The organism is Actinoplanes solisilvae, assembly GCF_003999975.1.
Classification (GTDB): domain Bacteria; phylum Actinomycetota; class Actinomycetes; order Mycobacteriales; family Micromonosporaceae; genus Actinoplanes; species Actinoplanes solisilvae.
The window spans coordinates 427,990-452,120 of sequence record NZ_RJAC01000003.1; the positions used below are offsets into that span (position 1 = coordinate 427,990).

The 24,131-nt window shown below is 69.9% G+C and carries 15 protein-coding genes; 8 read left to right on the forward strand and 7 right to left on the reverse strand.

The window, feature by feature from the left end; genetic code table 11:
• Positions 1-1,660: 1,660 nt before the first annotated feature.
• The 5 genes from EER30_RS12650 to EER30_RS12670 all read left to right on the forward strand — a co-directional run bounded on the left by EER30_RS12650 (position 1,661) and on the right by EER30_RS12670 (position 9,875).
• On the forward strand, positions 1,661-2,725 hold the full coding sequence (locus EER30_RS12650; protein WP_127500584.1) for a multicopper oxidase domain-containing protein: 1,065 nt from the start codon (positions 1,661-1,663) through the stop codon (positions 2,723-2,725).
• Positions 2,722-6,639, forward strand: coding sequence for a ThuA domain-containing protein (locus EER30_RS12655; RefSeq protein WP_127500585.1), 3,918 nt, complete (start codon positions 2,722-2,724; stop codon positions 6,637-6,639). Before EER30_RS12650 ends, EER30_RS12655 begins: the two co-directional genes overlap by 4 nt.
• Positions 6,636-8,174: an OmpL47-type beta-barrel domain-containing protein gene (locus EER30_RS12660; RefSeq protein ID WP_240669977.1), complete on the forward strand. Its 1,539-nt coding sequence runs from the start codon at positions 6,636-6,638 to the stop codon at positions 8,172-8,174. Before EER30_RS12655 ends, EER30_RS12660 begins: the two co-directional genes overlap by 4 nt.
• A gap of 26 nt (positions 8,175-8,200) precedes the next feature.
• Positions 8,201-9,178 carry a hypothetical protein gene (locus tag EER30_RS12665; protein ID WP_127500586.1) on the forward strand — a complete coding sequence of 326 codons (978 nt, stop codon included), beginning with the start codon at positions 8,201-8,203 and terminating at the stop codon, positions 9,176-9,178.
• Between the two features lie 259 nt (positions 9,179-9,437).
• Positions 9,438-9,875 (forward strand): winged helix-turn-helix domain-containing protein, encoded by a 438-nt coding sequence (locus EER30_RS12670; RefSeq protein WP_240669978.1) that lies wholly within the window; start codon positions 9,438-9,440, stop codon positions 9,873-9,875.
• A gap of 88 nt (positions 9,876-9,963) precedes the next feature.
• Here EER30_RS12670 and EER30_RS12675 read toward each other — a convergent pair whose 3' ends face one another.
• Complete coding sequence (locus EER30_RS12675) at positions 9,964-14,295, reverse strand: S8 family serine peptidase (RefSeq protein ID WP_240669979.1); 4,332 nt, start codon at positions 14,293-14,295, stop codon at positions 9,964-9,966.
• Between the two features lie 327 nt (positions 14,296-14,622).
• Between EER30_RS12675 and EER30_RS47025 the strand changes: the two genes are divergently transcribed.
• Complete coding sequence (locus tag EER30_RS47025; RefSeq protein WP_164842302.1) at positions 14,623-15,282, forward strand: DUF4232 domain-containing protein; 660 nt, start codon at positions 14,623-14,625, stop codon at positions 15,280-15,282.
• Between the two features lie 173 nt (positions 15,283-15,455).
• Here EER30_RS47025 and EER30_RS12690 read toward each other — a convergent pair whose 3' ends face one another.
• Both EER30_RS12690 and EER30_RS12695 read right to left on the reverse strand, forming a co-directional pair.
• Complete coding sequence (locus EER30_RS12690; RefSeq protein WP_127500591.1) at positions 15,456-15,641, reverse strand: hypothetical protein; 186 nt, start codon at positions 15,639-15,641, stop codon at positions 15,456-15,458.
• 75 nt (positions 15,642-15,716) lie between these two features.
• Positions 15,717-15,920 carry a cold-shock protein gene (locus tag EER30_RS12695; RefSeq protein WP_127500592.1) on the reverse strand — a complete coding sequence of 68 codons (204 nt, stop codon included), beginning with the start codon at positions 15,918-15,920 and terminating at the stop codon, positions 15,717-15,719.
• 609 nt (positions 15,921-16,529) lie between these two features.
• Between EER30_RS12695 and EER30_RS12700 the strand changes: the two genes are divergently transcribed.
• Positions 16,530-17,168 (forward strand): hypothetical protein, encoded by a 639-nt coding sequence (locus EER30_RS12700; protein WP_127500593.1) that lies wholly within the window; start codon positions 16,530-16,532, stop codon positions 17,166-17,168.
• A 203-nt stretch (positions 17,169-17,371) separates the two neighbouring features.
• Positions 17,372-17,923: a GNAT family N-acetyltransferase gene (locus EER30_RS12705; RefSeq protein ID WP_205650207.1), complete on the forward strand. Its 552-nt coding sequence runs from the start codon at positions 17,372-17,374 to the stop codon at positions 17,921-17,923.
• Here the strand turns inward: EER30_RS12705 and EER30_RS12710 are convergent.
• Genes EER30_RS12710 through EER30_RS12725 form a run of 4 tightly spaced genes read right to left on the reverse strand, consistent with a single transcriptional unit; the run spans position 17,920 to position 24,117 of the window.
• Positions 17,920-18,255: a hypothetical protein gene (locus EER30_RS12710; RefSeq protein ID WP_127500594.1), complete on the reverse strand. Its 336-nt coding sequence runs from the start codon at positions 18,253-18,255 to the stop codon at positions 17,920-17,922. The two genes, EER30_RS12705 and EER30_RS12710, sit on opposite strands and share 4 nt — an antisense overlap.
• Entirely contained in the window at positions 18,248-19,999 is a 1,752-nt protein-coding gene (locus EER30_RS12715) for an AbeC-like domain-containing protein (RefSeq protein WP_127500595.1), read from the reverse strand. The genes EER30_RS12710 and EER30_RS12715 overlap by 8 nt, the downstream gene beginning before the upstream one ends.
• Before the next feature lie 60 nt (positions 20,000-20,059).
• Positions 20,060-22,768 carry a DUF6493 family protein gene (locus tag EER30_RS12720; RefSeq protein ID WP_127500596.1) on the reverse strand — a complete coding sequence of 903 codons (2,709 nt, stop codon included), beginning with the start codon at positions 22,766-22,768 and terminating at the stop codon, positions 20,060-20,062.
• A complete protein-coding gene (locus EER30_RS12725) occupies positions 22,765-24,117 on the reverse strand; it encodes an SWIM zinc finger family protein (protein ID WP_127500597.1) in 1,353 nt (450 codons plus the stop codon). The genes EER30_RS12720 and EER30_RS12725 overlap by 4 nt, the downstream gene beginning before the upstream one ends.
• Between the last annotated feature and the right edge of the window lie 14 nt (positions 24,118-24,131).

Below are 24,131 nucleotides of genomic sequence, written 5' to 3' on the forward strand. Positions count from 1 at the left end.
CATGTCGGCTTTCCTATTTCCAGGGATTCGGGCCCTTGTCTGCTTGGGCGACCAGCTCATCCTGGCTGTAGGGGTCTCAATCGGCTTCCATGTGCCTGTATCCAGGATCTCGCATTGATCATGGATGGGAGGGGCCTGATTTCCTGACGTTGAGGCCTGAGCCTGCGTGGCCATCCCGCAACCGCTCTCCCGAAGCCGAGCCCTCTCCAGGGGCCGCCGACGATCTCTCGGTCTCGTCGAGCCGCAACGCGCGGGCTCGGCATCCGCGGCGAACGTTGCTCCGGTCAGCGGCGCGGGAGTGAACGATGCCCAAGCTTGACTCGCATGTCCGGCATGGACAGTTGGATGGGACCGCGAGGCAAGAGTCCAAACCGATTCAGCAATTCATGCACTCGCCTGCGATGCACTGGCCTGCGATGCACTGGCCTGCGATGCACTGGCCTGCGATGCACTGGCCTGCGATGCACTGGCCTGCGGTGCACTGGCCTGCGGTGCACTGGCCTGCGGTGCACTGGCCTGCGATGCACTGGAAGGCAGCCCCGGGCAGGGGAGCTCGGCGAGGGCCTGCGCGTTCGGGTCCGCCGCGTTCGGGTCCGCCGCGTCCGGGTCCACCGTGTCTGGGCCTATCGCGTCTGGGCCTATCGCGCGCCGGGCCTATCGCGCGCCGGGCCTATCGCGCGCCGGCACACCCGTGCCCCGCGCGCCGCTTGGCTCGCCCGTCGGCCGCCTGGCCCAATCGCCGCGCCTGTTCTGCCTTGACGCTCGACGGCCCGCTCTTGATTGCACGGCCCCGGCAAGCAAGCCATCGAGTTTTGTATATATAGAAGTAAGACAGTGGACTCTGCCTCGGGCCGGGAGGAGACTGCGGGGGTCGCCTGGTGTGGGGAGCTCTCATGGCGCGGGTGCGCGGCGTTGCGCAGCGGCTCAAACGTGAGCCGGCGCTGCATGCCGCGCCGCGCCCGCTGCTCCCGTCGGCAGGGGATGTTTCCCGCTGTCGGGCTCGGCGCCCGGTTGGCGACTTCGAGCCGAGCGTGCGTCGGCCGGCCAGGGCGCTCGGCCCGCAGTGCTCGACCCTGGTCGTTCTGTCCGTGGGGCTCGGCTCGCCTTGTTCGGCCCGGGTTGTTCTGGCTGTGGGGCTCGGTTCGCCGTGTTCAGCCCCGGTTGTTCCGCCTGTTGGGCTCGGTTCGCCGTGTTCGGTCCGGGTTGTTCTGGCCGTGGGGCTCGGTTCGCCGCGTTCGACTCGCGGCCCTTCGCGCCAGGGTCACCGCTCACGGCGCAGCAACCCGCGTGCCGAGCCGCGTTCGCGAGCGCGGACCTCAGGGCCATATTCCTACCGGCTCAAGCCCCGCAGGGGCCCCTCGCGCGACCGAGCGGCAGTCATCATTGTCGATACTTCCCGGTAACACCAGGGCCTTCCGCAGACCGTCCACTTTCTTCTGGAGGACCTTTACTTTCGTCGATGTGAGTCATAAGTTGCTCACATCAGACCGAAGTTTTGATTTCTCTGAGAAAAGTTCGTAACACACGCACCCGCCGACGGGCGGAGGCGTGGCAGCGCTGTGGCCGACGGGCCCGCGCTCGGGCGGACTCCCGCAACGCACAACCCTGCTCCCGACTCGATGGCGTCTCCGGTTCGCTCCGGTGGCGCCGGAGGACGCGCATGACAGACGACAACGTTGTCAACGGGGAACGGCAAGCCCACCTTCCCCGCCGGAACCTGCTCGCCGCGGCCGGGGTCCTCGGCCTGACCGCCGGCGCGGTCACCGTGGCGACCACGACCAGGTCCGAGCCCGCCCGCGCCGCCGCGGGGGTGACCAAGAAGATCACGATCTACGCCGAGGCGTTGCCGAACAACCAGGTCGGCTACGGCCTGACCCCGGGCGGAGCGACGGTCCCCGGCCCGGTGCTGGAGATGTACGAGGGTGACACGCTCGAGATCACCCTGGTCAACACGACGAACCAGCGGCTCTCCATCCACCCCCACGGTGTCGACTACAGCACCGACTCGGACGGGGCGCCGTTCAACGGCTCGTTCAACAACCCGGGCGAGACCCGCAAGTACATCTGGCGTTCGCACGAGATGACCGCCACGACCGGCCGCCGGTTCACGCCGGGCAGCGCCGGCTACTGGCACTACCACGACCACGCGTTGGGCGGCGACCACGGCACCGGCGGCCTGATCAGGGGCCTGTACGGGGCGCTGATCGTGCGGCGGCGCGGCGACATCCTGCCCGACAAGCAGTTCACCGTGGTCTTCAACGACATGACGATCAACAACAAGGTCGCGCCGAACACGCCCATGTTCGAGGCCAACCTCGGCGAGAAGGTCGAGTGGATCGCGATCGGCCACGGCAACTTCTTCCACACGTTCCACCTGCACGCGCACCGCTGGGCCGACAACCGCACCGGCTATCTCGAGAGCCTGACCGACCCCAGCCAGGTGATCGACAACAAGGACCTGAACCCGGGCAACGCGTTCGGCTTCCAGGTCATCGCCGGTGAGGCCGTCGGTCCGGGCGCGTGGATGTACCACTGCCACGTCCAGGGCCACTCCGACGGCGGGATGGCCGGCGTCTTCCTCGTACGCAACGCCGACGGCACCATGCCGCCCGGCGCCCAGGAGGCGATCGACCGCTTCCAGGGCCACCAGCACGCAGCCGCTCAAAAAGCAGCCCAGAACGCCCAGAACGCGGAGACCCACGCACACGGAGGGACTGGCTCATGAGGCTAAGAAGAGCCGCGGCCATCGCCATGGCCGCGGTACTCGTCACCGGCGCCGCGCCGCCACGGGAGGCGACAGCCGCCCAGCAGGCGGCCGCGCCCGCAGCCCCGGGGGTGCTCGTCTTCTCGGGCGCCGCCGCCGCGCAGCAGGACCCGGTGACCAGGGCGACCCAGACCATCAAGGAACTCGGTACGGCTCAGGGGCTCACCGTCACGGCCAGTTCCGATCCGGCCGTGTTCAGCGCGAGCAGCCTGGCCTCGTACCGTGCCGTGGTCTTTCTCTCGGCCGAGGGCATCACGCTGAGCAGTGCCCAGGAGGCGGCCCTGCAGGCGTACGTGAAGGCCGGCAACGGCTTCCTCGGCATCGGTGACGCGGCCAAGGCGCAGATCGACTCGAACTGGTTCACCGGTCTGATCGGCGCGCGCCCGGCCGGGGCGATCCCGGTCTCCGAGCCGGTGCAGACGGTCACCGCGAACGGCGACAACCCACCGAGCGAGACCAAGGAGAAGCTGACCGACGGCGACTCCAACACCAAGTGGCTGGTGCGCACCAACACCGGCTGGGTGGCCTACCAGCTGGCCGCGCCCAAGACCATCACCGGGTACGCCCTGACGTCGGCCAACGACTTCGACGGGCGCGACCCGAAGGACTGGACGTTGCAGGGTTCGGCCGACGGGCAGGCCTGGACCGACCTCGACCGCCGCACCGGGCAGACGTTCCCGGAGCGGTTCCAGACCAAGCGGTTCGACATCGCGCAGCCCCGCGAGTTCCGGCACTACCGCCTGAACATCACGGCCAACGCCGGTGAGCCGCTGATCCAGCTGGCCGACCTGCGTCTGTTCACCGGCAACGCCGAGCCCCCGCCGCCGCCCGCGGTGAACCAGGCCGTGGTGAACATCCTGGACCGCCAGCACCCGGCGACCGCGGGTCTGCCGTTGAACGTGACCCGTTCGGACCGTTGGTACAACTGGAACACCAACCCGGTCGGTACGGTCCACACGCTCGCCCAGGTCGAGGAGCGTCACTACAACGCCGGCCAGGGCGCGAACGGCCCGTTCCACGCCATCTCCTGGTGCCGTGACTTCGAGGGTGGTCGTTCCTTCTACACCGGCATGGGCCACACCGAGGGCTCGTACGGTGAGGAGGCGTTCCGCAAGCACCTGACCGGCGCGCTCGGCTGGACCAGCGGCATCGTCCGCGGTGACTGCAAGGCCACGATCGCCGCCAACTACAAGGTCGAGCGGCTGACCGCGACCAACAAGACCGGTGAGCTCGACCAGATCGGTGAACCGCACGGCCTGACCGTCACGCCCGACGGCACGGTGTTCTACGTCGGCAAGGCGGCCTGCCCGACCGGCCCGGTGGTCCCGTGGACCGACCCGAACGTGGGCCTCGGCTGCGGCACCATCCACTCGTGGGACCCGGCCACCAAGTCGGTCAAGCTGCTGACCACGTTGAAGGTCATGGGCAACCGCGGCAGCGGCGACGAGCTGCAGAAGAACGAGGAGGGTCTGCTCGGCATCGAGCCCGACCCGAAGTTCGCCGAGAACGGCTGGCTCTACGTCTACTGGATGCCGCACGAGTCGATCGACCGGGACAAGCGGATCGGTTACCGCACCGTCTCGCGGCTGACCTACGACAAGGCCGCCCAGACGATCGACCAGAGCACCCGCAAGGACCTGATCAAGTGGCCGGTGCAGATCCACAGCTGCTGCCACGCCGGTGGTGGCATGGCCTTCGACGACAAGGGCAACCTGTACGTCGGCTCCGGTGACAGCAACTCGTCGGGCGGCTCCAGCGGCTACTCGGGCAACAACTGGACCCAGGACTACCAGGGTCTGTCGTTCCAGGACGCGCGGCGTACCGCCGGTAACACGAACGACCTGAACGGCAAGATCATCCGTATCCACCCCGAGGCGGACGGCACCTACACGATCCCGCAGGGGAACCTGTTCGCGCCGGGCACCGAGAAGACCCGCCCCGAGATCTACGTGATGGGCGTACGGAACATCGCCCGCCTGCAGATCGACAAGAAGAAGCAGTGGCTGACCGCCGGCTGGGTCGGACCGGACGCCGGTTCGCCGAGCCCGGAGCTGGGCCCGGCCAAGTACGAGACCGCCACGATCATCACCGAGGCGGGCAACCACGGCTGGCCGTACTGCATGGGCAACCGGCAGCCGTACCGCGACCGCAGCAACACGAACGCGCAGACGCTGACCGGTTGGTACGACTGCGACGCGCCGAAGAACGAGTCGCCGCGCAACACGGGTCTGACCGACCTGCCGCCGATCAAGGACAACATGATCTGGTACTCGCCGGACGGCGGCGGCCCGATCTTCCCGAAGCGCGCGGGCAGCGACATCCCGACCTACGTCGCCGCGGACGCCACCTACACGCAGCCCTACCTGCGCGGCGGCGGCCAGGCCATCATGTCGGGCCCGACCTTCCACAAGGATCTGGTCGACCCGAAGAGCACTGTCGCGTGGCCGTCGTACTGGGACAACAAGTGGCTCATCGGTGACCAGTCGAACTCCCAGAACCGCATCGCGGTCACGGTCGACCCGGCCGGCGTGCCGACGCACACCCCGCCGGCGTTCGCCGAGTCGCTGCGGTCGATCATCCCGGCCGGTGGCACCAGCACCACGCTGCAGTCCTGGATGGACGCCAAGTTCGGACCGGACGGCGCGCTCTACATGCTCGACTACGCGGGCGGCTTCTTCAGCCTGCACAGCAACCAGAAGCTGATCCGCATCACCTACCAGGGTGGCGCGGCGACGCCGACGCCGGCCGCGCTCGCGGTGGCCGTGCAGAACAAGCCGCTGACGGTGGCGTTCAACGGGTCCCGCTCGGGCGGCCTGTCGCACAAGTGGACGTTCGGTGACGGGAGCACCTCGACCGAGGCGAACCCGCGTCACACGTACGCCAAGGTCGGGGTCTACAACGCGACGCTGACGGTGGCCTATGCCGGGGGCAAGACCGAGACGGTGCAGGTCGCTGTCACTGCCGGTTGCGAGGTGCCGGACAACGTCACGACCGTACGCCTGGACGCGACCGACACCAAGGTGCCGAACCGCACCGTGGGGCAGGGCTGCACGATCGACGACCTGATCGACGACGAGAGCACCTGGCCGACTCACGACGCGTTCGTCCGGCACGTCACCGACGTCGCCGAGTCGCTGCAGGACGACGACGTGATCAACGGTCGCGAGGCCGGTACCCTGACCCGCTCGGCGGCCTCGTCGCCGATCGGCCGTGAGGGCCACACCGGTTACGAGTCCATCTACAACGGCACGCCGGAGTCGCTCGTCGACTGGGCGCAGGCGCCGACCGGGCAGTTCTCGATCCAGCCGGACGGGTCGCTGCGGCCCAGCGGCGGGCTCGGGATGCTGTACTACACCAAGCCGTTCAAGGACTTCTCGCTCACGCTGCAGTTCCGCGACATCGCGCCGGGCACGGGGCGGGCCAACACCGGGGTCTTCACCCGGTTCCCCGACCCGCGCATCCCGCTCGACCAGCGTCCGGCCGGCAGCTGCGGCACGATCGGCTCGGCTCGCACCTCGCAGGCCTGGGTGGCCATCTACTGCGGTCACGAGATCCAGATCTACGACGGCGAGACGGGTGAACCGCAGAAGACCGGCTCGATCTACAACTTCGACCCGAACCCGATGAGCGCGGCCAACCCCACCGCCAAGAACGTGTGGAACCGGTACGAGGTCCGCGTGGTCGGCCAGCACTACACGATCATCCGCAACGGCGTGGTCATCAACGAGTTCGACAACACCCCCGGCAAGCAGTCCTCGCGCGCCGGTGACCCGCCGACCGACCTGCGGCAGTTCACGGAAGGTTTGATCGGTTTGCAGAACCACGGCGACAACGACCTGGCCGAGTTCCGGGACGTCCGGGTGCGTGCGCTTTGAGAATCCCCGCCTTCATCGGGGCATTGACGCTGCTCGTCGGGGCCCTCGTGGCCCCGGCGGGCGCCGCCCCCGCCGCACCGGCCCCCAAGGCCGCCGCCGCCCAGGTCCTGAACTGGACGGCTGACAACAGCGTCACCGCCTACAAGTCGGCCCCCACCCAGGCGGTGGCCGGCGAGACCACGATCGTCTTCGAGAACAGCGAGGCGACCGGCAACAACACCGGCATGCCGCACACGCTGACCTTCGACACGTCGACCGCGGGCTACAACCACGACGTCTCGCTGAACATCCTGTCCAATCCGTTCGACGCGAACAACGGCCGCAACCAGGCCACCGTCACGCTGACCCCGGGCCGTTACCGCTACTTCTGCTCGATCCCCGGGCACCTCACGATGGTCGGCGAGTTCACCGTCACCGAGGGCGAGCCCACCGAGGACACCACCGCCCCGACGGTGACCGCGCAGGCGGCCGGCACCCGCGACGGCAACGGCAACTACATCGGTACGGCTACCGTCTCGGTCGCCGCGTCCGACAGCGAGTCGGGCGTCGACACCGTCGAGTACGACCTCGACAGCGCTGGATTCCGGGCCTACACCGCACCGTTCGCGGTGACGGCCCTCGGCGCCCACACCGTGCGCTACCGGGCCACCGACAAGTCGGGCAACGTCTCGGCGGTCGGCACGCTGCAGTTCACGGTGGTCGCGCCCGAGCCGGACGAGGACACGACCCCGCCGACGGCGGCCGTGAACCTGGCCGGTGACCGGGACGGCACGGGCAACTACATCGGTACGGTCACCGCGACGCTCACCGCGTCCGACGCCGACTCGGGTGTGGCCCGCATCGAGTACTCGCTCGACGGCGACCCGTACGTGACGTACACGGCCCCGATCGTCGTGCCCGACGCCGGGATGCACATGCTGCACTTCCGGGCGGTCGACAACGCGGGCAACGTGTCGGCCGAGCAGATGTCGCACTTCACGATCGTCGAGCCGCAGGAGCCCGACACCACCCCGCCGACGGTCGAGCTGACCGTGGCCGGCGAGCAGAACGAGAACGACGCGTACGTCGGCCGGGCCACCGTGACCGTCGCGGCGACCGACTCCGAGTCGGCCGTCTCCAAGATCGAGTACGCCCTGGACAGCGGCGCCTGGACGACGTATGCCGCACCGGTCGTCGTGACCGGGCTCGGCGCTCACACCGTACGGGCCCGGGCCACGGACGCGGCCGGCAACACCTCGGCCGCCGAGTCGGTGAGCTTCAACGTGGTCGCCTCGGGCGACGACGGCTGCGAGGTCTCCGACACCCGTCCCACGGTCGTGATCGACGGCGACAACACCGGCGTCCCGAACTCCGACACCGGCGACGGCTGCACCATCAACGACCTGATCGCCGAGCACGGCGACTATCCCGACCACGCCGCCTTCGTCCGGCACGTCGAGAGTGTCACCGCCGCGCTGGTCACCGGCGGCACGCTCACCAAGCGGCAGCAGGGCACGATCGTCCGCGCGGCCGCCCGATCGGACATCGGCTCATGAGAAACCACACCCAAGGGAGAACCGCCATGGCCCGACGGCCCGTCCTTCTTGCCAGCCTCACCGCCGCCGTGACCGCCGCCGCGCTGCTCGGCGCCGCCCCGGCCGCCAATGCCGGGCTGGTCACCCACTGCATCGGCACCGGCGGCGCGGTCACCGTGCCGAACGACCTGTACGTTCCGGCCGGCGAGTCGTGCTCGCTGACCGGGACCATCGTCACCGGCAACGTCAGCGTCGCCGCGGGCGGCAACCTGGTCATCACCGGCGGCAAGCTGGCCGGTGAGGTGCGGGTGGCCGGCAACGGTTACTTCGACGCCTCCGACACCGAGGTCTCCGGCGTGGTCGTGCTGGCCGCGGGCGGCTACGGCGTCTACCTCAAGGACGCCAAGAGCGGTTCGGTCACCGTACGCCCGAAGGGGACGACGACCGTCGACAGCTTCCTGTTCGCCGAGGGCACCGAGATCACCGGCAGCGTCAACGTGCAGGCCGGTGAGGTGCGGCTCGACCGTAACTCGTCGGTCACCGGCAACGTCAGCAGCACCGGCACCTACTACACCGACCTGCACGACTCGTTCGTCGACGGCTCGCTCTCGGTGCTCAACAGCGCCACCGGCAGCGTCGTCTGCGGCAGCTCGGTCAAGGGCAAGGCGACCTGGGCCGGCAACCTCGGCGGGGTGCAGATCGGCCCGAACGGCGGACTCGACTCCTGCGCCTCCGGCGGCTACTTCGGCAAGGACGTCAGCGTCACCAGCACCACGGGCGGCGTCACCGTCGACGACAACATCATCGACGGGGTGCTGACCGCGACCGGCAACACCCCGGTCGCCACGATCGCCGACAACAACCGGATCCGTCGCGGAGTTGTCACCGACCCGGCTGCGGCGGCGGCCCGCTCGGCGGCTCGTGCCGCGGTCACCCCGCGCGGCGACGACGACACCGCCAAGGCCGAGGAGCGGCGCACCGACGCCGTGCAGGAGGCCACCGTGGCGGGACCCGCGGACCTCTGACCCGTTCCGTCGACCGGCCCCGGACCCTTGTGGGTCCGGGGCCGGTCCCCGTTGAGGGGTGTCACACGTGGCGGAGATATGACATGGCGCAAGATCGCCACCGTCCACAATGAGCAATTCACATAGCCTTAGCTCGATGTATCACGGGGGATAACTGTGAAACGGTTAACGAGATCGTGACAAGCCGGATTTATCGTCACCCATCGGTAGCGACAATGCTGTCGGAAGGCGGGGCATGACGGATAGTGCGGTCCCAACGTTGGCCATCGGCATCGCCTCCACGCCGGATGCCCGCAAGAAACTCGCCCAGCTCCTCGGGGGCACCGAGGCTTTTCTCATCGTGTCGACGGCCGACCAGGCCCGGCAGTTCCTCGACGTGGTGGCGCCGCCCGCCGGGCCCAGCGCCACGACACCGTCCGGGCTGCAGATCGACTCCGACCGCCGCGTGCTGCGTTGGCTCGACCGCGAGGTCGACCTGACGCCCCTCGAGCACGACTTCCTGAGCTGCCTGGTCGCGGCGCCCGGCCGCGTGTGGACGTACGAGAAACTGCATCTGGAGGTGTGGGGCAACGAGCACGTCGGGCGGGGCTCCGACATCCACTCGATGGTGCGGCGGGTGCGCGCCAAGCTCGCCCGGCTCGGCGCGGTGGCGACCATCCACGCCATTCGCGGCGTCGGCATCCGGCTCTCCTTCTGACGTTCTCCGGCTGATGCTTTCCGGCTGATGCATTCCGGAAGCGAACCGGCCCGCCTGCGCGATGCAGGCGGGCCGGCGTTCTATCGCGTCAGCAGCGGACCGGGGCGAGAGCGAAGTTCTCGACCTTCGGCTCCGCCGGGTTCACCTTCGAGGTACGGGCCTGGGGCTTCCAGCCGTCCTTGGCGGCGATCAGCGTCAGCGGGTTGTTGCGCTTGTCGAGCCAGTACGCGTACTTGCCCTCGGCGTCCGTGGCGAACGTCAGCGACGACGCCCAGGAGTCGACCTGGACGGTGGCGCCGGCCAGCGGAGCTCCGGTGCCGCCACAGGGAACGCCGGTGACCGTGCCCATCAGCTTCGCCCAGGTCTTCGGGGGCAGAGCGTTGAGCGTGACACCGACGGGAGCCACCGTGTACGGGGTGTTCTCCTTGACGTTGACCGAGCCGGTGTAGGCGCCCGGCTGGTCGACCGAGGCGGTGATGCCGACGGTGACCGTGACCTTCGTGCCCGGCGCGAGCTTGGCCGACGTCTTGTCGAGCGTCATCCAGCTCACGTCACCACCGGCGGCGCACTCCTCCAGACCGGGCAGCACCTCGGCGCCGGTCGTCGGGTTGAAGCCGCCGGAGGAGCCACCGACCTTGTAGAAGCCGCACGCCGCCGCGCCCCGGTACCGGGCCGTGTTGGCGTTCGGCAGAGCGGCCCACGAGTCCGCGGCCGGGTCGTACGCGAAGCCGGCGTTGGTGACCGCGCCGGCCTGCACGCCGCCCACGACGAGCAGCTTGCCGTTCGCCGAGGCGTACGAGCTGGCCCACTGGTCGGCCGGAGCGTCGGCGATCGCGGTCCAGGCACCGGTGCCCGGGTCGAACGCGTAGCTCGACTTCTGCGAGGCCGCACCGTCGTTGCCGCCGGTGCAGTAGAGAACGCCGTCGATGCCGCCGCAGGAGGCGAAGGCGACCGACTTCGGGTAGTCGGCGACGGTCTCCCACGAGTCGCTGCCCGCGTCGTAGCGGACCACGTCGTTGGACATCGGCGTGCAGTTCGCGGTCGTGCAGCCACCGACGGCGTACAGCTTGCCGTCGACGACCGCCACACCGGCCGCGGAGCGCGGCGCCGGGTTGTCCGCCTTGGCGGTCCAGGTGTTCGCGCCCGGGTCGTACGCCCAGGTGTCGGCGGCCGGGCCGGACTCGCCCCAACCACCGCTGGCGATGATCTGGCCGTCGACGACGCCCAGGGTCAGCGCGCTGCGAGCCGCGGGAAGGTCGGCGATCGGCGACCAGGCCTGCGCGACCGGGTCGTAGACGTGGCCGGTCTTGTAGGCCGCGCCGCCGTTGGTGCCGCCGATCGAGTAGACCTTGCCGTCGAGGTTGACGACCCGGTTGTCCATGACGACCGCCGGGTACTCGGCGATGTTGGTCCACGGCTCGGCCAGCGGGCCGTCCTGCGCCGCCGCGATCTTCTTGCTGGAGGCGGCCTTGGCCGCGAAGGACAGCTCCGTCTGCAGTCGCTGCAACGGGGCGCCCTTCGAACCGAGGATCTCGCCCAGGCTCGACTTCGAACCGTCGGCCTTGAGCATGTCGAAGCCGCCCTTGCGCTCACCGAACTCCACGTCGACCGGCTGGGTGCCGGTGTTGGTGACGGTGAACTTCTTGGCCGCGCTGCCGTCGGGCATGCGGATGTCCGCGCTGACCGTGGCCGGGGTGACCTCGAGCCGGCCGGCGCCGAGCGTGAACGCCGCCGAGCTGACCCAGTCCGCCTCGACGTCGACCGTGTCGCTGGCACCGGCGTAGTTGCCGGCCTTGGCGTCGAAGGTGCGCGAGCCGGGCTTGGACAGCAGCCAGAAGAAGCCGTCCGCGAGGGCGGTGTCGTCCGGCGTGGCGACGGTCGTGACCTTCACGGCCGCGTCGTTCTTGTCGGTGACGGTGGCGTTGTTGATGTAGCCGCCGGTGTTGCCGTCCTTGACGTGGCCGATGACCAGGCCGGCGTCGGTCGGCACGCACTCGAGCTGGCCGATAAGCACGTTGTCGACCTTCCACCACCAGGCGAACGAGCCGTCGTAGTAGTGGAACCGCACCTGCACCTGAGACTGGCCGGCGGCCTGCGGGATCGCGACCGTCGTGCGCTTCGGGCCGGGCACGTTGGTGTTCTGCTTCAGAACGTTCGTCCAGGTGGCGCCGCCGTCGACGCTGAGGTCGACGTCGCCGGTCTCCTGGCCGTACTGGCGGTACTCCTGGTCGAAGCGGATCACCGGGGCGTCGATGCCGGTCAGGTCGATGACCGGGCTGACCAGCGAGGTGTCCTGCGTGTTGCCGGAGCCGTAGCCGTCGCTGTCGATGATGGCGAAGTTGCCGTCACCACCGGTGTTGTTGCCGCGCTGCTTCTCGTCGCGGAACGACCAGACCTGGCCCTTGCCGGCGTTGTCGACAACGGTCCACCCGGTCGGCGCGGTCGTGCCGTCGAACGGCTGGAAGTCGCCCTTGGTCGAGTTCTCGTAGCCCGGAGCCGTGGTGCAGTCGTCGGTCGAGACCGGCACGGCCACGTTCTGGGTCACGTTCTTCGAGCCGACCACCACGTCCTTGGTCACCGTCTGGTAGCCCGGGTACTGCGGCGTGAAGGTCAGCTTGTACGTCGCCCCGGCCGGAACCTTGAAGCTGTAGCGGCCGTTCGACGGGGTGGTGTAGTCGGAGACGCCACCCGGGCCGGCGACGGTCACCTTGGCGTAAAGGGGCCAGCCGTGACCGGATCCGTCGGTGACCGCGCCGCCCACCGAGACGGTCGGCACGGCGGCCAGCGCCACGTCGGTCGTCGTGGTCTGGTCGGCGGTGACGGTCACCGCGACCGTCTTGCTGCCATAGCCGTACGCGGCCACGGCGACCTGGTAGTCGCCGGCGGGAAGCCGCGTCGAGTAGGTGCCGTCGGTGCCGGTGACCAGCTGCCGGTCGGCCGCGCCGGTCAGGGTCAGCGTCGCGTTCGCGATCGCCGCACCCGTCGCCGAGTCGGTGACCTTGCCGGCGAGCGTGCCCGAGTCACCGGTCGGCGCCTGCGAGATCAGCTTGAGGGCGTCGAGACGGCCCTCACCGAAGACGTTGTTGTCGTCGGCGCTGCCACCGCACTGCGCGTTCTCGGTGTCGGTCGCCGTGTCGTCGAGCAGCGCGCGGGTCGCGGCCACCTCACCGACGAGCGAGGGCGCGGCCGACCACAGCAGTGCGATCGCCCCGGCCAGGTGCGGCGCGGCCATCGACGTACCGCTGATGCTGTTGTAACCGCCGTTGTTCCAGGACGAGCGCACGTTCAGGCCGGGAGCCGCCACGTTCGGCTTGAGCTCGCCGTTCTGACCGACGCCGCGGGCCGAGAAGTCGGCGATCACGTTGTCGACGCCGTACGCGCCGACCGAGTAGTTGCTGGCCAGAGATCCAGGCGACCCACTCGTCTGGCAGCCCGGGCCGCTGTTGCCGTTGGAGAAGACACCGAAGATGCCGGACGCGGTCCAGGCGTTGGTGACGTCCTCCATGAACGGCTCGTTCGAGGGGCTGATCGTGCCCCACGAGTTGTTGATGATGTTCGGCCGCTTGCTCGCGTCCGGGTTCGCCCCGGTCGTGTCGGTCGGCTCGAGCATCCACTGACCCGACTCCACCAGCGCGGCGTCGGACGGGCAGCAGCCGTTGGCGGTGATCCAGCGGGCGCCCGGCGCGACACCGATCTGGTTCGCCCCGGTCGAGCCGATCATCGTGCCCATCGTGTGGGTGCCGTGGCCGTTGGTGTCACACGGGCCGGCCGAACACGAACCGGCCGCGTCGAACCAGTTGTAGTCGTGAGTGAAGGTGCCGTCGCCGTTGTTGCCACGGTAGGTGCCGACCAGCGCGGGGTGGTCGTACTGCACACCACTGTCGATGCTGGCGATCGTCACGCCCTCACCGGTGATGCCGTACTGCGACCAGACGTCGTCCGCGTTGATGTTCGCGATGCCCCACTCGACCGCGTTCACGGCCTTCTGCTGGGAACCCGCGTCGATCTTGGGGGCCTCGATCTTCGTGGGGGCGTACAGGCCCTCGACCTCGGACCGCTTGGCGATGCTCTCGACCATGGCGGCCGAACCCTTGCTGACCTTGATCGCGTTGGTGGCCCAGAACGTCTGGTAGGTCGCGCCGCCCTTGTCGAGCTCGGCCCGCACGCCCGACTGGCTGCTCGCCGCCGACTTCTTGAGCGCCGCGGCCACCGCCGTACCGCGCTCGTTCCAATCCTTGATCTTGGTTGCCGCGCTCAGGTCGGCCTTGTCACCGAACCTGATCCAGAAATCGCCGCCGCCCCGCTCGGCCATCTGCGCGGCGAGCTCGGGGCGGATCTTGTCCTTGGCCGTGGGGGAGGGGGCGGCCTGAGCGCCGGCCGGGGTCGCGACAAGAGCCGCGCCCGCGACGACGAGCGTCACGCCTGCGCAGAGCAGGGATCTGACCCTGGATCTACGCTGTGGACCTGTTGCCATGCTGTCTCCATTCAAGGCGGATGAGCCCTCGATCCGGCCGTCGCACGGGTTACGTGGGCGGCCTGAACAGCACGCTAAGATCCACAAGTTTCGATATTCAAGCCACGGCGTGAGCAATCCGTGGGCACTTGGTCAGCAGAATGCGTCGCCTCGTTTCCTCCACGCCGCCGGGGGAAGGCGGCCGCCCCGTGACGTTCATCCCTCGGTGTCGTCCTTTGGCGAGGTGATCATGCGGGTAACCATGGGGCGTACGTTTCGCGGCCTGGAGGTTTGATGACTATGCGCTACGCGGTTCTCGGTGTGCTCGGAGTGGGGCTGGCGCTCGCTTCGGGGGCTTGCGGCTCGCCGGCCGCTGCACCCTCGACCGCCCCTTCCGCCACGCCATCCGTTGCCGCGTCGGCCACCACGTCCGCCGCTGCCCCGGCCACCTCGCCTGCCGTTTCCTCGGGGACCCCGCCCGCCGCTTCCTCGGGGACCGGGGGTGCCGTCGTCCGGGTGTGCCGCAACGAGGACGTGGCGGTGACCGTGACGATGCAGGAGGCTTCGGGTACGACACGGCGCGGGCTGGTGTCGGTGGAGAACCGCACAAAGCAAGCCTGCCGGGTCGAGGGTCGTGCGGCGATCTCGCTGTCGAACGCGGCGAACGAGACCGTGCCGGTGCCCACGAAAGATGTGAATCAGCCGGGGCGGGCCGTACCGATCACGTTGCCGCCGGGCACCAACGCTTTCGAAGGCATCAAGTGGCAGACCTGCGACAAGGGGTCGTCGTCGTGCCCGGCCGGCAACGGGCTGCGGTTCAACCTGCAGGCGTCGACCGACGGGCCGGCGGCCACGCTGGAGGGCTTCCCGCCCGGGCTGGACAGCGACATCACGATGGCGTCGCTGCAGGTGGGGACATTGCAGCCGAGCACCCAGGGGGTCGTGGCCTGGTAAGCGGGCTGTGCCCGGCCGCGCGTGCGGAACACGCCGCCGGGCACTGGGTCACGAACTGACGCCCACGGCTCGGGCATCCTCAGCTGAGGCCCGCTTCTGCGCGAGGCCTCAGTCTGCGCGACGCCTTAGTTTGCTGGGCGCCTCAGTTCTGCTGGGCGCCTCAGTGCTGCGCCTCAGTTCTGCTCGGCGTCGACCTCGGGCTCGGCCAGCTCGGCCAGGTCGAGATGGAGGGTCGACAGGAGGCCGCCGTGCCGCGTGGTGTCGATGCGGTCGGGCAGCTCGCGGTCGACGAAGTCGGCTCGAACGGACTGACCTCGCTCCCGCAGTACGGTCAGAACCCGTTCCTTCAAAATAATCATGATCTGCTCTCTCGAGTCTCGGGGTGAAACGCGTGCGGCGGCCCGCCGAACCGGCAGGCCGCCTCGCGGAGACCGTCAGAGCGGACGGATGTTGGCCGCCTGCAAACCCTTCGGTCCCTGAGTGACGTCGAACTCGACCCGCTGGTTCTCTTCCAGGTTGCGGAACCCGTTCGCGTCGATCGCGGTGTGATGGGCGAAGACATCGGCTCCGCCGTCGTCCTGGGCGATGAAACCGAAGCCTTTTTCGCCGTTGAACCATTTGACAGTTCCGGAAGCCATGGATCCCCCTCGAAAGCCGGGACGCCGCGATCTGCGGCATCTCGTGCCGCTTTGCCGACCGTCGCACCAACGAAGAGGGAAAAAATAAAGCACCCGAAGGATCAGATACCCATCAGGCGCCCACGACGTCTACGGAGACCAAAGCTGCTGCTCCGGCGAGCCTACCACGATCGGATGTGATCGAACCGTGACGTTGGGTGTCGAGGTTGTGCATTCTCCGCACCTGTCCTGGTCGCCGCGAGCGTCGACGGTTTGATCGCCGAGCCCCACCTTCGGCCGTCACTTATCGCTCTTACGGGCGTACCCGGGGTGAACGTGTATCGATAAGGTTGCCGGATGGTGTGTCCCACCTGCGGCCTCGACAACGATCCCCGCGCCGCGGCCTGCGCCCGGTGCAACACTTCGCTGAGCACCGCCCCGCCGCCTCCCGGCGCTTACGGTTTTCAGCCGCCGCCACGGGAGGAACCGCCCGGCCCTCCGCATCTTCAACCACCGCCTTCCACAAGTGAGGGCTTCCAGCCGCCACCTCCCGGCAGCCCGGGTTTTCCACAGCCACCGCCTCAGGGCTACCGGCCGCCGCGGCGAAAACTGCTTCCGATCGTCGCCGGAGTGTCGGTCGTCGTGCTGATCCTGCTGGTCGTCGGCCTGGTGGTCTATCGAGACAGGACTCCGGAGCCGGCCGCGATCGAGGCGCCCCAGGCAACGACAGCGACGACCGGTCCGGCGACGCCCACGACTGACCCGGCAACCCCTACGACCGACCCGACCACGACGCCCGCGGAGCCGACCGTCACCGCCGATCCGCGTCAGCAGGCGGGGGTCATCGACGCCGTACTGGCCCGCAGCGGCGCCAGTCGCGACAAGCTCAACAGCGCGATCGAGCGGATCGGCGGCTGCCGCGACCTGGCCGGCGCCCTCGCCGACATGCGTGAGGTCGGCGACGAACGCAACGCCCAACTGACCGAGGTGCGAGCGGCCGAGCTGTCCGCCGTGCCGAACGGCGAGACCATCCGATCCACACTGGCCGCCGCGCTGCAACACTCTCTCGACGCCGACGTGGCCTACGTCCAGTGGGCCGAGCCGACAGTCTCCGCCGGTTGCGCGAACAACGCCGCTCGCCGCTCCGCCTACGCCCGCGGCCAGGCCGCCTCCGGCCGCGCGGGCACAGCCAAAGAAGCCTTCCTGGCCCAGTGGAACCCGGTGGCCACCGGCCTGGGCCTGCCGGCACGCACTCGCCAGCGCATCTGAGCAAGCATGCGTCGACTGAGGAAGCGTGCGGCGGCTGAGGAGCATGCGTCGACTGAGGAGCATGCGTCGACTGAGGAGCATGCGTCGACTGAGGAAGCGTGTGGCGGCTGAGAAGCATGCGTCGACTGAGGAAGCATGCGGCGGCTGACGAAGCATGCGGCGGCTGACGAAGCATGCGGCGACCGGGGTTGATCTTTGCTGGGGTGGCTGCTTGGCTGGCCGGCATGACCGAGCTCGGACCCGTCGCCTGGCCGCCCGCGCCGATCCGGACCGAGCGGCTGTTGCTTCGCGCGTCCGAGCCCCGCGACCGTCCCGCGTTTGTCGAGCTGCTGGCCTCGCCCGAGGTGAACACCTATCTCGGCGGCCCCCGCCCGCGGGCCGACCTCGAACGCGAACTGCCCGCCGTACCCGAGCAATGGCCCGGCAGTTTCGTCGTCGAACTCGACGGGGCGATGATCGGCCACGTCCTGCTGCGGCGCCCGCCCGAGCGGCAGCGGCCGGCGGCCGTGGGACGGGCGGACTTGGGCTACCTGTTCCTGCCGGAGGCGTGGGGCTCCGGATATGCCACCGAGGCCTGCGCGGCCGCGCTCGACTGGTTCGACCGCGCCCTCCCAGGCGAGCCGACCGTCCTGTTCACCCAGTCGGCCAACGTCGCCTCGATGCGGCTCGCCGCCAAGCTCGGGTTCGCCGAGGTGGAGCGGTTCGAGGCCTGGGGCGCCGAACAGTGGCTCGGCCTTCGATCACCGACGCCCTAGAACGGCCACTGGGTCGCGACGATGGCGCCGATCGCGGCGGCCGCTTCCACGACCGTACGGGTGCTGCCGGCCGACTCGGCCAGTTGACGCAGGCGCGTCTGCACCCGGCCGCGGGCCTCCGGCGTCCCCGATTCGATCTCGCCTTCGATGGCGGTGACGGCCGGACCGGCGTACGCCTGGTCGGGGTGCTGGGCGCGGATCGTGGCCAGCAGGTCGCGCACCTGATCGGCCGGCGCGGCGTAGTTGTTCTGGGTGTTGCTGTTCTCGCCGCCGAAGTTCTGGATGCCGCCGTTGAAGTTCAGGTTGCCGAAGTTCATCTGTGGGTCAGGCACGGGTTCCTCCTCCGGTCGCGCGCGGGGCGGCGTTGTTCTGGACGTTGGTGTTGCGGCCACCGAAGCTCTGCTGGCCGCCGTGGAAGGTGGCGTTGCCGATCGACACGGTGGTGACCGCGTTGCGCAGCTCGGTGGTGTCGACGCCCTGCTCGTCGAGGTAGTCGAGGACGGCCTCGGTGACGGCCCGGTCGAGCAGTTTGATGTATTTCTCGCCGTCGAGGATCTGCAGGAACTTCACCGTCGGACGCTGCGAGGCCAGCTCGCGGACGCTGAAATGAGCGCCGTAGTCGTAGTAGCGGAACTCGTCGGCGCGCCGCGTGGAACGCGCCATCCGTCCGGGCAGCCGCATCGTGTCCCAGCCGAGGCGTACGAGGTGGGCCGGCGCTTGAAGGGTGTCGCGGAGGAAATCGCTCAACGTGTGCAGGGCCGCGCGGGTCGGGATGTTCTCGGGGCGCAGGTTGTCGACGAGCTGGTAGAGCGGGTGTACCTGCGGCATGACCGTGCACACGAACTCGGTGTAGAGCATGCCGCCCTCGACGGCCAGGTGGATGAAGGCGGTGACGCCGATCCCGGAGTCCTGCGCGGGCAGCACGAGCCGGCCGTCGGGCGTGCGGATCTCCTTGCCGTTCGCCGGGACGACAGCGCGCAGGTAGTGGCGCAGGCCTCCCTGAGGGCTGAGCATGATCGCCGCGATGGTCTCGGGGGAGGCGAGCGTGCGCGGGGTGCGGGTCTGCGGGTCGATCAGCGGATCGTCGTTGCGGCGGTTGCCGTCGGCGGCCACATAGGGGACGACGTAGATGTTGGGGATGCGCTCGCCCTCGGTCAGGCTCTCGTCGCGCAACCTCACAACAGCCTGGTGTACGCGCTGGTTGAGCGCTGCCGTGTCGAGGGTGACCCGGCCGCCGCCGTCGGCCGAGCGCAGCGACGTCGCGAACGACCAGCTGTGCTCGACCCAGCCCGCACCGGCGAACGGGTCGACGTCCTGCACGCAGATGTTGCCGCGCTGCATCGCCGCGACGACTCCCAGCCGCCATTCGACGCGCGGGTTGGTGCTGCGCGGGGCGACGGGCGCGATGCCGGGGGCCAGCTCGGTGGTGAGGATCGCGTACGCGTGGCGGCGGGACAGGAACAGCGTCAGGAACGTGGCCACCGCCAGCGCGATCGGGGCCAGCAGCACGACCGTCTGCACCCCGCTGGCGAACACGGTGCTCAGGTCGCGCGACGACGAGCCGTAGTCGTCGAACGGGTCGCTGCTCGACGAGAGCCCGATCGACCCGAGCAGGCTCGCGAACAGGAACTGGAACAGCAGGTAGCCCACAAAGCAGGTCGCTACCGCGCCGATCGCCGCCAGCCCGGCCAGCCGCACCGGCCGGGGCAGCTCGCGAACGGCGGACGACCGCAACCCGACCACGGCGGCGCAGAGAACCAGCCACATGATCGTCACGACCGGGTTGGCGCACAGCCCGGCGACCAGCAGCCCGGTGACGATCGCGTAGCGGATCAGCAGCAGCCGCCGGGCCCGCAGGCAGTGCCGCACGACCGGGTCGAGATCGAACCCGTACGACGGCGGCACCGCCTTGCGCTCCGACTCGACCACCTCGCGGATCACCGCGTTGGCGAACTCGGCGTCCAGATAGGGCGCGCCGCAAAGCTGCCGCGTCGTGTCGTTGAGCGTGGACGCCGCCGTGTAGGACGGCATGCTCAGCAGGGGCTCGGCGTATTGGCGCTGATGCGGGTAGCCCATCCCGGGAAGATATCGGCACCCATGAGTGCCGCGACACCCCCTGGAAGGAGGATGGCGAGGTCATGACATCAGCACCGCCTGAAGTCGTCGCGCTTCCTGCAGCAGACGGGTGCTGCCCTTGCGCGCGGCCACCTCGGACAATCCGGGGATCTCGTCGCGCGCGCCGACGGCGGCCGCCGCCCGGCAGGCGAGCTGCATCAGATCGGGCAGGCCGCGCGGCGCGTGCGCCAGCAACCGGGGGACGGCTGCGACCAAGGTCGCCCAGACGGCCATCGCGGCGCCGGCGTTGAGGGCGTCGGCCAGGGACGGAACGGCGCGGCCCAGCTTGATCAGGCCCGGACCGGCCAGATCGGCGAGGTCACGACCGACCGCGGTGGAGAAGAGCTCGACGGCGCCCGGGTCACAGCCGTCGGGGGCGAACGGCTCGGACTCGGCGGCCAGGGCCAGGAACAGGTCAACGGCGGCGGCGCGGTCGGATTCCTGGCGGGCCGCCAGCGCGTAGGCCAGGCCCAGCGATATCGCGGGCCCGACCGGGCCATCGCAGTCGGCCAGCACCGGAAGCAGGGACGCATCGCCGTCGAGGTCCTGATCGGCCAGGGACGCCAGGTTGGGCAAGAGCCACGCGGCGCTGACCTCGCGGTGGTGGGGGAGCGTCGCGGCGAGAACATCGGGGCTCACGTGCCAAGCCGCCGGGTAGTGGCTCATCACGGGCCCCCGGGACAGACTCAGCAGCGGTTCCACGACGGACAGGAGCCCCGGTCGGCTGGGTGTCAGCGTGACCACGATCCGGCCGATCTTGGGCTCTGACCCGAGGCTCGGCTTCAGCACGCTGCTGGTGTCCCAGTATCGGCGGGGGTTCTGGCCGGCCTTCTGTTCGCGCCTGGCGCTAACGGGGTCGGGCAGGCCGCCGCCGGCCAGCCAATCGGCCAGGCGCCGCCCGGCCGGCGAGGTCAGGCCCTCGGCCACCGCCGGGCTTGTGCCGCGCGGCAGCCGCAGCAGGGCCTGTTCGAAGTCGAACCACGCCGGCTCCCACCCCTCGGCCTCGGCGCGGCGCAGCCGTTCGACCAGCACCGCGGCGTCGAGGTTGCCGTTGACGTGGGTCGGCGTCGCCATCAGCGCCGGCACCGGGTTCTCGCTCTCGACCGCGATCTCGGCGAGGCGCAGCGTCAGGAGCCGGGTGGGGTCGCTCTCCAGATTCAGCGGCTGCGTGCCACGGATCATGTCGACCAGGCGCAACCAGGTCACCTCGCCGAGCTTCTCTTCGGGAACGGACGGCTCGAGGACCCGGCGGATCGCTGCCCCGAGCGCGTGCTCGCGCGGCCGCCACCGCTCGTTGGAGAAGGTGTAGCTGGAATATTGGTCGTATGCCTCGGCGAGGGCGGTCTTGTCGGCGGCGAAGCGCAGCTCGACCAGTCCGGCCAGGATGCGTTCCCAGCCCACGGCCGTCTGCTCGTGCATCGCCAGGATGGCGAGTTCTTCGGCCAGTTCGGCGAGGCTGCCCATCGGCGGCGGCATCGTCGCGGGCCCGGCCGACGGCGTGAGTGCCGCCTCGAAGACCGGCATCGGCTCGGCGGCGCCGAACGTCTTCGCGGCGCGGGCCGGCAGGTCGCCGCCGAGAACCGCCGCGGCCTCGCGCAGCCGGGCGAGCGCGTCGGCATCGAGCCGCGCGGACTGCCGCTCGATGATGGTCAGCGCCCGGTCCTGCAGGTCGAGAGCGGGGTGGTCGAAGGCCGCCGCGATCGTCTCGAGCACCTCGCCGGTCCGGTCGGTCTCGCGCCGGGCGACCTTGTCGAGCCAGGAGAGCTGTGTCTTGACGAGGGTCTTCTCCTTGCGGACCAGGGTGGCGCGGCTCGTGTCCAGGAGAGTGTCGAGTTCGAGACGGCCCGCGTCGTCGACGGTCCGCAGGGCCCGCTGGGCCAGGCCGGCGACCGGTGACGGCGAGCCGGGCAGCAGGCCCGCGTAGTCGAGGGCGTGGCCGGTCAGCTCGTCAAGATCGGGCGCGAGCTCGTCGTGCAGTGCGGTGAACGGGCGCAGTGCCACCGGCCGGTCGTCGCGAACGAGCCGGTCGACGGTCGCGGTGAGGATCGTCTTGCGGTCGAGGCGACCCTCGGTGACGAGCCGCGCGACGGCCTCGGGGAAGGCCAGGCGGTCGACGTAGCGTTGCGTGGCGAAGTCCCAGGTGGACATGTCGAGCTCGGAGCCGATGCCGTCGATCTCGAACAACGCGGGCAGAAGCACGTCGAGGTGCGGGCTGTCTCGCAGCTGGTCGATGAGCGGGACGCTGTTGCGCAGGCCGAACTCGCGCAGCCAGCCGCGCACCACGCCCTCGATGGGCGGCGCGGGGGTGCCCGACTCGGTCAGCAGGGTCGCCACGAGCAGCCAGCCCCGCGACCATGAGTCGTTCACCCGCAGCTTGCCGGCCAGTCGCAGCGCGAGGTCACCCAGCCAGGGCAGGTCGCGGGCGCGGACGACCCGGACGATGTGGGCCATCGGGAGGCGGCCCCATTTCTCGCGCATGTCGCGGCGGCTGAGCAGGGCGGTCGCCTTGGCCGCGGACGGCGCGGTGCCGAGCATCGCGAGGCCGTAGACGATCGCCGGGTCGCGCTGCGACTGCCACCAGGTCTCGGGCTTCAGGGTGCGGAACTGCTCGGCCAGCTCTTTGCCGACGGCGAGGCGCTGTTCCTCGGTGGCCTTGAGGAGCATCGTGGTGACGGTGTCGATGTCTTCACTGCGGGACGCCTTGTCGATCGCCTGCCAGGTGAGGCTCATGCGAGCACCTCCACGGCCTCGGCCTCGACCCCGGCGGTGACCATGCGGACGGCGAGAGCGTGTTTGCACGGCCCTCGCTCGCCGCGATGTTTCGCCCACCACGGGCAGGTGCACGAGGTGGCCTCGCGCACACGGTAGGTCTGGTCGCCGCTGCGCACCACCGCGATCTCACCCTCGACCGTCACCGCTCCCGACTCGGCCAGCGCCCGCGCCCCGACGAGACGAGGGTTCATGCGGTCGACAGCGGCGGCGTCATAGGGCAGCGTGCGGTGGAAGTGCCCCGCCTCGGCCACGTCGTAGCCCACCCGCCCGGCCGTGCCGAGCTGGGTCAGCGCGTCCCGCACCCGCGCGGCCGGCAGCCCCGAAGCGGTGGCGAGCGCGTCGACGTCGATCGTCGCGGATTTTTGAGAAAGCTCAGCCCACGAGAGCAGCGCGCTGACCAGCTCGGCGTCGTCGGCCACCTCGTCGGCCGCGAGCGCTTCGAGCACCGCGCCCTCACCCGAGAACCCGCGGTGCGGCTCGGGCGACAGGGTCAGCGACAGTCGCATCGCCGGGCTGCTCAGCTCCCACGTGGACGCGACCGGACCCGACCCGGCCGCGACGGCCGGGCCATAGACGCGAAGGCGGGTGGCGTACCGAAGGAAGGGTTTGAAGGCGACCAGGCGGCCGGCGCCGGGCAGGCAGATCGCGCCGGGCACGGGACGCGACGTGATGCGCAGGCCGCGACCGGCGGGCAGCGCCCAGACCACCGAGCGGTCACCGGCCGAGAGGCGGGTGAGCAGGGCCCGCGCCTCGGTGATGCCGAGTTCGGCGCGCGGGTCGAAGCCGGAGGTGAGCACCTGGGCCTCGGCGAAGCCGCGCAGCCAGCGGGTGGGCAGCGGCACCTTGCGTTCGACGATCGGGCCGTCGAAGGTCGTGACGGTCAGGTCGTCGGGGCCGACGGCGAGGTGCATCGGGTCGGCCTGGCCGATGCGCGAGAGTGCCCGCTGCAGGGGCAGGTTGACGTCGACGTTGGTGGTGCCGTGGGCGACGATCTCGCCGTCGATGCCGGAGGGCAGCACGTCGAGGCGGGCGTAGACGCCGCAGCAGCCCGAGAAGGATTCGAACCGCAGCCGGTCGGACCCGGCCGTGACCACCGGGTCGAGACTTGCCGGTGAGACGGGGCGGAAGTAGCGGGTGCGCGCGACCTCGGCCACCGCCAGCAGCCCTGACGCGGCGGCGGCCGGCGCGGTCAGGAAACCGGTGAAGAACCGCGGATTGTCGGCCGGGCCCCCCGAGGTCTGCAGGGTGAGCCCGGCGTCGGGAGCCAGGGACGAGGAACCGAGATAGGCGTAGGCCGCGTTCGACATGGCGCAGAAGATAG

What these genes read in the sequence shown, in the direction of transcription:
- EER30_RS12695 (WP_127500592.1), bottom strand. Translation starts at nt 15,920, where the DNA reads ATGGCTTCCGGAACTGTCAAATGGTTCAACGGCGAAAAAGGCTTCGGT.
- EER30_RS12650 (WP_127500584.1), top strand. Translation starts at nt 1,661, where the DNA reads ATGACAGACGACAACGTTGTCAACGGGGAACGGCAAGCCCACCTTCCC.
- EER30_RS12690 (WP_127500591.1), bottom strand. Translation starts at nt 15,641, where the DNA reads ATGATTATTTTGAAGGAACGGGTTCTGACCGTACTGCGGGAGCGAGGT.
- EER30_RS12725 (WP_127500597.1), bottom strand. Translation starts at nt 24,117, where the DNA reads ATGTCGAACGCGGCCTACGCCTATCTCGGTTCCTCGTCCCTGGCTCCC.
- EER30_RS12655 (WP_127500585.1), top strand. Translation starts at nt 2,722, where the DNA reads ATGAGGCTAAGAAGAGCCGCGGCCATCGCCATGGCCGCGGTACTCGTC.
- EER30_RS12715 (WP_127500595.1), bottom strand. Translation starts at nt 19,999, where the DNA reads ATGGGCTACCCGCATCAGCGCCAATACGCCGAGCCCCTGCTGAGCATG.
- EER30_RS12720 (WP_127500596.1), bottom strand. Translation starts at nt 22,768, where the DNA reads ATGAGCCTCACCTGGCAGGCGATCGACAAGGCGTCCCGCAGTGAAGAC.
- EER30_RS47025 (WP_164842302.1), top strand. Translation starts at nt 14,623, where the DNA reads ATGACTATGCGCTACGCGGTTCTCGGTGTGCTCGGAGTGGGGCTGGCG.
- EER30_RS12665 (WP_127500586.1), top strand. Translation starts at nt 8,201, where the DNA reads ATGGCCCGACGGCCCGTCCTTCTTGCCAGCCTCACCGCCGCCGTGACC.